Raw genomic sequence first — 10,861 nt, 5'->3', positions numbered from 1 at the left:
AACGGCGGACTCGGACGCCTCGCTGCGTGCTTTATCGACTCACTCGCCGCACACCGTCTGCCGGGGCATGGATGCACCATCCGTTATCAGTACGGGCTCTTTGAGCAGAAGATTGTCGGCGGCAATCAGGTCGAACTGCCCGACAACTGGCTGCGCGACGGCTTTGCATGGGAGTACCGCAAACCCGACAAGTCCGTCGATGTGAAGTTCTACGGGAACGCTTACATGCGTGAGGTGGACGGCAAGCTGGAGCTTGTCCATGAGGATCCGACCATTGTCATGGCGGTGCCGTATGATCTGCCGATCGTCGGCTATCACGATGCGACAGTAAATACGCTGCGCATGTGGAATGCCGAGGTCAACCGCGATTTCTCTGACTATGGGACACTGACACAGGAGCAGATCCACCAGCGCAGACAGTATCGGGATTTCGTCGAGTCAATCACGCGCTACCTCTATCCCGATGACAGTACGTTTGAGGGGCGGCGGATGCGTCTTATTCAGGAGTACTTCTTTGTCTCGGCAGGTGTGCAGAGCATCGTCCGTCACTACAAGAAGACGGGCATGAACATCTACGATTTCGGCAGAAAGATCGGCATCCACATCAATGATACGCATCCGGCACTCTGCGTGGCGGAGCTGATGCGCGTGCTGGTTGACGAAGAACAGCTGACATGGGAGGATGCATGGGCGATCACGCGCGATACCATCGCCTATACGAATCATACGATCATGCCGGAGGCTCTTGAAACGTGGAACGTCGATATGTTCCGCCCGCTGCTCCCGCGCATCTACATGATCATTGACGAGATCAACCGCCGTCACCTTGAGGAGGTGCGCCGCCGCTACCCCGGCAATGAGGAGAAGGTTCGCGCGCTCTCCATCATCGAGGATGGCGTCGTGCACATGGCACGGCTCTCCGTCGTCGGCGGGCACAGCGTCAACGGTGTGGCGAAGATCCATACGGAGATTCTCAAGTCGACGACACTGCATGACTTCTACGAGTACACACCGCGCAAGTTCAACAACAAGACAAACGGCATCACACACCGACGCTGGCTCATGGGGGCGAACCCGGAGCTGACTGCGCTGATCGACGAGTCACTCGGCTCACGTGCATGGCACCGCTTCCCGGAGCAGATGGACGGGCTGCATCCCTTCGTCGAGGATGCGCATTTCCGCAAGCGTTTGATGGAGATCAAACGCCTGCGCCGCGAGGGGCTGGCACGCTATATTGAGGGGCACAACGGCGTGCGCCTGGACCCGGACTCCATGTTTGATATTCAGGTGAAACGCATCCATTCCTACAAGCGGCAGCTGATGAACATTCTGCACATCATGTACCGTTATCAGCGTGCACGGCAGGACAAGAACTATCTCACGCAGCCCGTGACTTACTTCTTTGGGGGAAAGGCGGCACCGGGCTACTACATCGCGAAGGAGACGATCCGCCTCATCAATGCCGTTGCTGACCGCATCAATAAAGATCGTTCGGTCAATGACATGATGAAGGTGATCTTCATCGAGAACTTTGGCGTCTCCATCGGAGAACTGGTCTATCCTGCGGCGGATGTCAGCGAGCAGATCTCGACCGCCTCGAAGGAGGCATCGGGCACGGGCAACATGAAGTTCATGATGAATGGTGCCATTACGCTCGGCACGCTGGACGGTGCGAATGTCGAGATCCGTGAAGCGGTCGGCGATGAGCACTGCGTCATCTTCGGCCTTCGTGCAGAGGAAGTCATGGCTTACTACGAGACCGGGACCTACTCGGCGTGGGATGAGTACAATACCAATGAAAAGGTGCGCACGGTGCTGAATCAGCTCATCGACGGTACCTATGGGGATTTCCGCTCGCTGTATGATTATCTTCTGCAGGCGAACGACGAGTTCTTTATCTTGAAGGACTTCAATGCGTACGATGCAGCGCGCAGCGAGGTGATGAAGCGGTTTCACGACAAGAAGGGCTGGGCACGCACAGCGGCGATGAACGTCGCATATTCCGGCCGGTTCTCGTCCGACCGCACAATTGATGAATACGCACGGGATATCTGGGACATCAAGCCTCTGATTATCTCGTAAACGTGTCATTCGGTGGTTCATAGGAGGGGTTTTATGAAGACGTCGGCACTCAGTGAGTTCGATCTTTATCTCTTTCATCAGGGGACGAATTATCACGCACAAGAAATGCTGGGAGCACACTTCATCGAACGGGACGGCAGACGCGGCGTCCGTTTTGCCGTGTGGGCGCCGAATGCAAAGTCCGTCAGTGTTGTCGGCGGATTCAACAACTGGGACGCCAATGCGCAGCCCATGCAGCGGATCAGGGACGGCGAGATCTGGGAGACCTTCGTTGAGGGACTCGGCGAGGGCGAGATCTACAAGTATGCCATTGAGCCGCAGTGGGGCGGGCCGCGCATTATGAAGGCAGATCCCTATGGGTTCTATGCAGAGAAAAAACCGCAGACCGCATCCCGCACCTATGATCTGAACCACTACGAGTGGAAGGACGCGGCATGGCAGGAAAGAAAGACGCGCGAGTCCTCCTATGAGCGTCCCATGCTCACGTATGAAGTGCATGCCGGATCATGGCGGCGTACCCTCGAGGGAGAGTATCTCTCTTACCGCGATATGGCGGATCAGCTCATCGGCTACGTCAAGGAGATGCACTATACCCACATCGAGTTCATGCCGCTTTGCGAGCACCCCTATGACGGGTCGTGGGGGTATCAGGCGACGGGCTACTTTGCCGTGACGAGCCGTTACGGCACGCCCGACGATTTCCGCTATCTCGTCGACACGGCTCATGCGAACGGCATCGGCATCATCATGGACTGGGTACCGGGGCACTTCTGCAAGGACGAGCAGGGGCTGCGTCACTTCGACGGCAGGAATCTCTACGAGTCCGACAACGAGCAGCGTGCGGAGAACTGGGAGTGGGGCACAACCAACTTCGACTACGGCCGCACAGAGGTGCAGAGTTTCCTCATCTCAAATGCCCTGTTCTGGTTCGAGGAGTTCCACATCGACGGTCTGCGCATCGATGCCGTCGCAAATATGCTCTATCTCAACTACGGACGCAAGGACGGCGAGTGGCAGCCGAACAAGTACGGCGACACGGGCAACCTTGAGGCGATGGAGTTCCTGAAGAAGCTCAACGAGACGATCTTTAAGTATCATCCGCAGGCACTCATGATCGCGGAGGAGTCCACCTCGTGGCCGCTCATCTCCAAGCCCGTCTACATGGGCGGCATGGGCTTTAACTACAAGTGGAACATGGGCTGGATGAACGATATGCTCGACTACGTAAGTCTCGACCCGATCTACCGCAAGTGGAACCAGGACAAACTCACATTCTCGCTCATGTATGCGTTCTCTGAGAACTTCGTCCTGCCGCTTTCGCACGACGAGGTCGTACACGGCAAGTGCTCGCTCATCAGCAAGATGCCGGGCGACTACTGGCAGAAGTTCGCAGGACTGCGCGGCTTCTTCGGCTATTGGCTGGCGCATCCTGGGAAGAAGCTGCTCTTTATGGGCGGCGAATTTGGGCAGTTCATCGAGTGGAACTTTGATGACAGCCTCGACTGGCATCTCGTCGAGCAGTATCCGATGCACACGAAGATGCTCGCATACTCCAAGGCACTGAACAAGTTCTACGTCGAGAACAAGGCACTCTGGCAGGTCGATTTCGACTGGAACGGCTTCCAATGGATCGACTGCAACGACAATGAGAACAGCATCGTTGCGCTCGTGCGGCGTGCCGATGAGCGCAGCGACTTCATCGTCTGCGTGCATAATTTCACTCCCGAAGTGCGCCGCGGCTACCGCATCGGTGTTCCGACGAAGGGAACCTATGTTGAGGTGTTTAATTCCGATCTGGAGGAGTACGGCGGAAGCGGTGTCATGAATGCGGGTGACATTGTCAGCGAGGACTATGCGTTTCACGGACGCGATCAGTCCATCGTGATCACTGTGCCGCCGCTTGCGGCGACGTTCTATCGTTTGAAGGGGCAGAGTGGTGCGGGGACGCCGATCAGTGAAACCATCAAGACGGATGTTGTCGCAGAGCGCCGCCGCGCCGGCGGACGTGGTACGGCGGCGACGGAGAAGAAAAAGGTGGCGATGAAAAAGACCGCCCCAAAGAAGAAAGCTCCTGTCAAGAAGGACCTCCTCGATGAACCGAAAGCTGCGCCGAAGCGCCGCACGGCGACGGCAAAGACCGCTGAAGGGACGGCAGCACCGAGGAAGCGTGCGGCCGTGAAGAAAGTTTCTGCGAACACGGCATCAGAGACACAGGAGAGGCGTGTATCCGCCGCCCAGACTGCATCTGAGACAGCAGCGCCCGCACCGAAGAAGCGGGCGGCAGCGAGACGCACGTCGGCAGCAAAGAAGGATGCCGACGCGGCGCAGACCGTGAAGAAGACGGAATCCTCGCACGGCGCAAAAACAGTGGTAAAGGATACCGAAACGAGCAAGAAGAAAGCGGGGATGACGGCAGCGAAAAAGACCGTGCGCAAGGCGGTGCAGGATACGGAGAGTGCGCCGAAGAAAGCACGTGCCGTCAAGGTGTAATAAACTGTACGCCTCCCAATGGATGAATGACGGACATAGAAGAAACGAACGTATGATTACGGCATAGTTCGCGTGAGAAGGAGGATATTGGGATGAAGGTACTATATGCAGCGTCGGAAGCAGTTCCCTTTGTAAAGACCGGCGGTCTCGCCGATGTGGCAGGGTCACTTCCTGGTGCCCTTGTCAAGGCGGGCGTGGACTGCCGCGTCATCCTGCCGAAGTATGGATCGATTGACCCGAAGATACGAAGCAAAATGAAGCATCTCTATGACGGAACACTTCCTGTCGCATGGCGCAGGAAGTTCGTCGGCATAGATTCCTGCGAGTACGAAGGCGTGACCTACTACTTCGTGGACAATGAGGAGTACTTTAACCGTGAGGGGTATTACGGCTACCCTGATGATGCAGAACGCTTTTCCTTCTTCAGCCGAGCTGTGCTGAACTGCCTTCCTGCATTGGGCTTTCAGCCCGATATCATCCATGCCAACGACTGGCATACAGCCCTCATCCCCGTCTTCCTAAAACTGGAGCACGTAGATGATCCGCGCTATGCGGCGATCAAGACACTCTTTACCATTCACAATCTGCGGTATCAGGGGGTCTTTCCGAAAAGCGTCATGGCGGACGTGCTCGGCCTTGACTGGAAGTACTTCAATAACGGGGATTTTGAATTCTACGATGCCGTGAACTTTATGAAGGCAGGACTCATCTACACGGACTATATCTCAACCGTCAGCAAGACCTATGCCGAGGAGATCCAGTACGAATATTACGGCGAGCATCTTGACGGACTCCTGCGCAAGCGGAAGAAAGACCTTTTTGGGATTGTCAATGGGATCAATAATACGATCTACAATCCGCAAACGGACAAGGAGATCTACGTCAACTACGACGTGAAAACGGCAGCGGAAGGCAAGGTTGACAACAAGGTGCGCCTGCAGCGTGAACTGGGGCTTGCCGAGGCACGGCGCACGCCGCTCGTAGCGATGATTACACGCCTTGTGCCGAACAAGGGCATTGATCTTGTTACGCGTGTCATTGACGAGATGCTTGAGCACGAGAACATGCAGTTCGTCCTTCTTGGGACGGGCGAGCATGATTATGAGGAGTGGTTCAAGGAGCTTGCGTGGCGTCATCCGACAAAGGCATCGGTCAATATCCGCTTCTCGAATCAGCTGGCACAGCGCATCTACGCGGGATCGAATCTTTTCCTCATGCCCTCGACATTCGAGCCGTGCGGGCTGGGACAGCTCATCGCTATGCGCTACGGCTCGATCCCCGTTGTGCGTGAGACGGGTGGACTGAAAGACACCGTCGTTCAGTTCGATCGCGCTGAGCCCGACAAGGGCAACGGTTTCCTCTTTTACGAGTACAATGCGCATGAGATGATGTATGCGGTAAAACGTGCGCTTGCCGCGTACGAGAATCTGCGTGAATGGCGGCAGCTCGTCTATGCGGCGATGAGCAGCGACTTCAGCTGGACACGGGCAGCAGGAGAGTACAAGCAGCTCTACGAACGCCTTCAGAAAAAGAAATAATATGTTTTCGCTGATGAGCAAGAGCTTTTCCACAAAACCGCTGGCGAATTTGTTTAAACGATAATAAACGATTCGCCGGTGGTTTCTGTGTGTAAAGGAACTCTAAAGTAGGGAAGGAGAGGCGCTATGCTGGAATCCTATCAAGTGGAACATAACTCGCAGAACATTTACTTCCGCTCCATCGTCGGCGCAGCGGAGGCGGGGAGTCGGATGCGTCTAGGCGTTCAGCTTCGCACGGCTGAGCCGGTGCAGCGCGTGCTCCTGCGTCTTTGGCAGGATCAGACGGGAGAACAGCTTATCCCCCTCGTGCCGCACGATACGAATGCTGCACAGCGATTCTATACCGCGTGGATCGAGCTGCCGGATCATGGCTGCCTGCTCTGGTACTACTTCATTATCACGATGGAGAGCGGTACGTATTTCTATGGGAACAATGCAGAGATGCTCGGTGGTGTCGGCGCACTCTATCGTGAGCAGCCTCCTTCCTATCAGGTGACGATCTACAATCACGGGGCACATACGCCGGATTGGTTCAAGAACAGCGTCATGTATCAGATCTTCCCCGACCGATTCGCACGATCCGGTGATGCCATTGTGCGAAAGAAGGGCGCGGTCATCCGCACGGACTGGACAGATGACCCGATGTATCTCAAGGATCCCGACACGAAGGAGATCATCGCCTATGATTTCTTCGGCGGGAATCTGCGCGGGGTCATGGAAAAACTCGACTACTTGGAAAAACTCGGCATCTCATGCATCTACTTCAATCCCGTCTTTGAGTCTGAGAGCAACCATCACTACGATACCGGTGACTATCACCGCATCGACCCCATGCTCGGCGACATAGAGGACTTCCGCAGCCTTGTTGCGGCGGCGCGCGAGCGTGGTATCCGCATCATTCTCGACGGTGTATTCAGCCATACGGGGAGCAATAGCATCTACTTTAACCGACGGCAGCAGTACAACTCCCTCGGCGCATATCAGTCCGAAGAATCGCCCTACTACTCATGGTACCATTTTCGTAATTTTCCGAACGAGTATGACTGTTGGTGGAACTTTGACACACTGCCGAACGTCAACGAGACCGATCCGTCTTATATGGATTTCATCATTACGGGTGAAAACAGCGTCCTCCATCACTGGATGAATGAGGGCATCGCAGGCTGGCGCCTGGATGTTATCGATGAGCTGCCGCCGACCTTCTCCAAGACTTTCTTTGCCGAACTCAAAAAGCGCAGCCCCGATGCGGTAATGATTGGCGAGGTTTGGGAGGATGCGTCGAACAAGGTCGCCTATGGGACACCGCGTGAGTATCTCTCGGGCAATGAGATGGACTCGGCGATGAACTATCCGCTGCGCAGCACGATGCTGGACTTCCTTACGGAGGAGGCGGATGGTCAGATGACGGTGCGCCGTCTCGAAAGCCAGATCGAGAACTATCCGAAGGAAAATCTCTACGCCATGATGAATCTCATCAGCAGCCATGACGTACAGCGCGCCATTACGATCCTGGGCGGCGTCCCCTATTATGAGGGGATGCCTGCCATTGAGCAGTCGCGCGTACGCATGACACTGGATCAGGCGATGCTCGGCATCCGCCGTCTTATCATGGCGACGCTCTGGCAGATGACCTATCCCGGTGTGCCGAGTGTCTACTACGGCGACGAGATTGGAATGCAGGGGTTCAAGGATCCATTTAACCGCCGCCCCTATGACTGGGAGCACGGCAATCTGGAGATCCGCGACTGGGTGACGCGGTTCATTGCCGTACGCAACGAGAATGACGCGCTGCGTACGGGGGACATCCTGCCGCTCTATGGCGCGGGCGATGTTATTGCCTATGCACGTACCATCCGCTCAGGCTACGATGTGTTCAATTACGAGAAGGAAGATGGCGTTTTTGTTGCGGCGTTCAACCGAAACCAGACGGAGGCGCTGACCATCGAGGTGGATGTGGGTGACTTTGCCTGCGGTGTGTTTGAGGATGTTTTTAAGCCGTCGCGCACCTACGAGGTCGAGCGCGGGCATCTGCGCATACGGATTCCGCCGCTCTTTGGACTCCTCCTTCGTGAACGCCGCGAAAAGCAGCACTATGAGCGCAAGGCCGGCATCCTCCTGCATCCGACCTCACTGCCGTCGAAATACGGCGTGGGCGACTTCGGCAAGGAAGCGTACCGTTTCGTGGACTTTCTTGCGGATGCAGGACAGAAGATCTGGCAGATCCTCCCACTCAGTCCTGTAGGATGCAGTTATTCGCCGTATCAGTCCATCTCTGCCTTTGCGGGCAACTTCATGCTCATTGATCCCGAACCGCTTGCGGAGCGCGGTTGGCTGACGGAGAAAGACCTTTTCCTGCCCTACGAGGCAAATTCGGGGTTTATCAATTTCGATCGTGTCCGTCCGTTTAAGAAGGATATCCTGGAAAAGGCATTCCATGCCTTCCGCACGCAGAGCGCGGATGATGCGGACTATCGTACATTCTGTGAGAAAGAGGCATACTGGCTCAAGGACTATGCGCTCTTCCATGCAGCAAAGAAGGAGCACGGCGGAGCGGCATGGATGGAGTGGCCTGAAGAGATCAAGCACCGCGCACCCGACGCCTTGAACGCACTCGCTGAACGGCAGCGGGATGCCGTGGAACTCGATTATTTCAAGCAGTACGTGTTTCATACACAGTGGAACCGTCTGCACGCGTATGCCCGCACGAAGGGAATCGAGATCCTAGGCGATATGCCGATCTTCATTGCGCAGGACAGCGCGGACGTGTGGGCGCATCAGCAGCTCTTTGACCTGAACGAGGACGGTTCGCCGCACACTGTAGCGGGGGTACCGCCCGACTACTTCGCCGTCAACGGACAGCTGTGGGGAAATCCGCAGTACAACTGGACGGCAATGGCGGAAGAGCACTACGCATGGTGGAAGCGGCGTTTCCGTAAACTGCGTGAGCAGGTGGACATCATTCGCATCGACCACTTCCGTGGTTTTGAGTCCTACTGGTCGGTGGATGGAAAGGCAGATACGGCACTCAACGGCACATGGCTTAAGGGACCGGGCAAGGCATTCTTCGACGAGGTGGAACGTGAGCTCGGCCCCCTCAATATCGTTGCGGAAGATCTTGGGATCATCACGCCCGATGTGGAGCGCCTGCGCGATGACTGCGGCTTTCCTGGCATGAAAATTGTCCAGTTCCTCATTGCTGGAAACAGCTCGGGGCGTATCGGATTCACTGCGCCGGAGAACAGCATTGTCTATACGGGCACCCATGACAACAACACCACCGTCGGCTGGTATGACCGCGACATCGATGAGGTGCTGCGCGAGTCGCTCGCGAACCTCGTCGGAACGACCTCCGATCGTCCGCGTACCATCTGCTGGCGCCTCATCAAGGCCGCGTATGCCTCGCGTGCGCGCATGGCGATCATCCCTATGCAGGACATTATGGGACTTGATGAGCGCGCCCGCATGAACACGCCGGGTACGGTTGGCCTCAACTGGCGCTGGAGTCTCAAGAAAGACTACCTCCTTGAGATCGACCCGAAGAAGATACAGGCACTCTGCGTGCGCTATCGGCGTTGAACATACAAACTTTGTCAAATTGTACGCAATCAGAACGAACCACACGTCCTCTTTGACACTGAACGGTTACTGCTCCAATATGGATGGCGAAATCTCCGAACAGCTCTGGGAATGCTGCGGCAGACCTTGATCTGCGCTATGAGCCGGTACAGGACATGGGGGTATTCCTGCGCATCAATAATATCTTTAACACGGAATATCAGGATAAACTCTGCCATCCGGCAGAGGGAACGAACTTCCTCCTCGGCATGGACATGACATTCTAACCGCATCCAATAAAACAGAGTTGCCGTACGCTGCTGATGTACGGCAACTCTGTTGTGCTGTCTTTATTTTACGTTTGGCAGAACATCTGCCATTTTCCCGCAGCTGGCAATATCGGTCTCATAGCCGAAGTGGACGAGGTCAGCGGCGCGTGCGGCGTCCGTCACAGTGAACCCGGAGAGCCCGTTTGCCCCGTAGTCAAAGAGACATGGATGCATCGGTACGGAAGGACCGACGATGACCGTGACTGCGTTCTTGGAGAGCTCCAACAGGCGCGGCATGGTCTTGTTTGCGAAGGTTGCTCCCGTCATAAAGACGTAGTCCTGCTGAGGCAGCAGGAACTCTGCCGCCTCAGCAGGATAGTCGCCCCATTCGGGCTGCATTTCGAGGATAGAGAGATCACAGATGGACGCCCATTTCTTTTGAAAATTGGGGAAATGTCCGACGACGGCGACCTTTTTCCCGCGAATCTGCTCCGTGTAGATGGCGAAGGCTTCCAGCTTTTTTCGTTCATCCAGCGTCGCGGCGGAGGCATCCTCTCCGTGGAAGCCACGCATCCCCGCAACGCGGGATGGCTGATTGCAGTAGGCGTTGATGGCGGCAGCGGCGATGGATGCCTCCTGTCCCTGCCACGAGCGCACATATTCGCCTGCCTCACGCAGGGAACAGCCGAGGAAGCTTTTTTTGCGCAGGCGGGGACGGCTGTAGGCGGGAATTGTCATGCAGATCCCAACCAGATCGCCGGCACGTACGAACGTCCACGGGCGGCTGACGGCATAGTCGTCGATGCAGATGTCCTGCGGAAGCTCATCGATGATCGTGTCGTAGAGATTCCAATAGTTCAAGAGAATACCTCCATTCGATGGTTCTGTTGTTATAGGATAACATAGGGGCGTGGCGGTTTCAACGAA

6 protein-coding genes are annotated in these 10,861 nt (G+C 55.9%); 5 read left to right on the top strand and 1 reads right to left on the bottom strand.

Annotated elements, in window-relative coordinates:
- From HMPREF0908_RS08075 to HMPREF0908_RS08055, 5 genes are all read left to right on the top strand, one after another.
- Window positions 1–2,082, top strand: a 2,082-nt coding sequence (locus HMPREF0908_RS08075; protein ID WP_006690994.1) for a glycogen/starch/alpha-glucan phosphorylase, incomplete at its 5' end; no start/stop codon positions are given.
- A 33-nt stretch (window positions 2,083–2,115) separates the two neighbouring features.
- Window positions 2,116–4,572, top strand: a complete 2,457-nt coding sequence (gene glgB, locus HMPREF0908_RS08070; protein ID WP_006690993.1) for a 1,4-alpha-glucan branching protein GlgB — start codon at window positions 2,116–2,118, stop codon at window positions 4,570–4,572.
- A gap of 92 nt (window positions 4,573–4,664) precedes the next feature.
- Window positions 4,665–6,110 (top strand): glycogen synthase GlgA, encoded by a 1,446-nt coding sequence (gene glgA, locus HMPREF0908_RS08065; protein WP_006690992.1) that lies wholly within the window; start codon window positions 4,665–4,667, stop codon window positions 6,108–6,110.
- A gap of 126 nt (window positions 6,111–6,236) precedes the next feature.
- Complete coding sequence (gene malQ, locus HMPREF0908_RS08060) at window positions 6,237–9,686, top strand: 4-alpha-glucanotransferase (RefSeq protein WP_006690991.1); 3,450 nt, start codon at window positions 6,237–6,239, stop codon at window positions 9,684–9,686.
- An 83-nt stretch (window positions 9,687–9,769) separates the two neighbouring features.
- Window positions 9,770–9,952: a hypothetical protein gene (locus tag HMPREF0908_RS08055; RefSeq protein ID WP_006690990.1), complete on the top strand. Its 183-nt coding sequence runs from the start codon at window positions 9,770–9,772 to the stop codon at window positions 9,950–9,952.
- A 63-nt stretch (window positions 9,953–10,015) separates the two neighbouring features.
- On the opposite strand, the gene HMPREF0908_RS08050 is transcribed toward HMPREF0908_RS08055, so the two are convergent.
- Window positions 10,016–10,795 carry a Rossmann-like domain-containing protein gene (locus HMPREF0908_RS08050; RefSeq protein WP_006690989.1) on the bottom strand — a complete coding sequence of 260 codons (780 nt, stop codon included), beginning with the start codon at window positions 10,793–10,795 and terminating at the stop codon, window positions 10,016–10,018.
- Window positions 10,796–10,861: the final 66 nt, after the last annotated feature.

Origin of the sequence: Centipeda flueggei ATCC 43531, assembly GCF_000160695.1 — a bacterium.
Classification (GTDB): Bacteria; Bacillota; Negativicutes; order Selenomonadales; family Selenomonadaceae; genus Centipeda; species Centipeda flueggei.
Note: the sequence above shows the minus strand (reverse complement) of the source record. Positions and strands in the feature narration are given on the sequence as shown.

What these genes read in the sequence shown, in the direction of transcription:
- HMPREF0908_RS08055 (WP_006690990.1), top strand. Translation starts at nt 9,770, where the DNA reads ATGGCGAAATCTCCGAACAGCTCTGGGAATGCTGCGGCAGACCTTGAT.
- glgB (WP_006690993.1), top strand. Translation starts at nt 2,116, where the DNA reads ATGAAGACGTCGGCACTCAGTGAGTTCGATCTTTATCTCTTTCATCAG.
- malQ (WP_006690991.1), top strand. Translation starts at nt 6,237, where the DNA reads ATGCTGGAATCCTATCAAGTGGAACATAACTCGCAGAACATTTACTTC.
- glgA (WP_006690992.1), top strand. Translation starts at nt 4,665, where the DNA reads ATGAAGGTACTATATGCAGCGTCGGAAGCAGTTCCCTTTGTAAAGACC.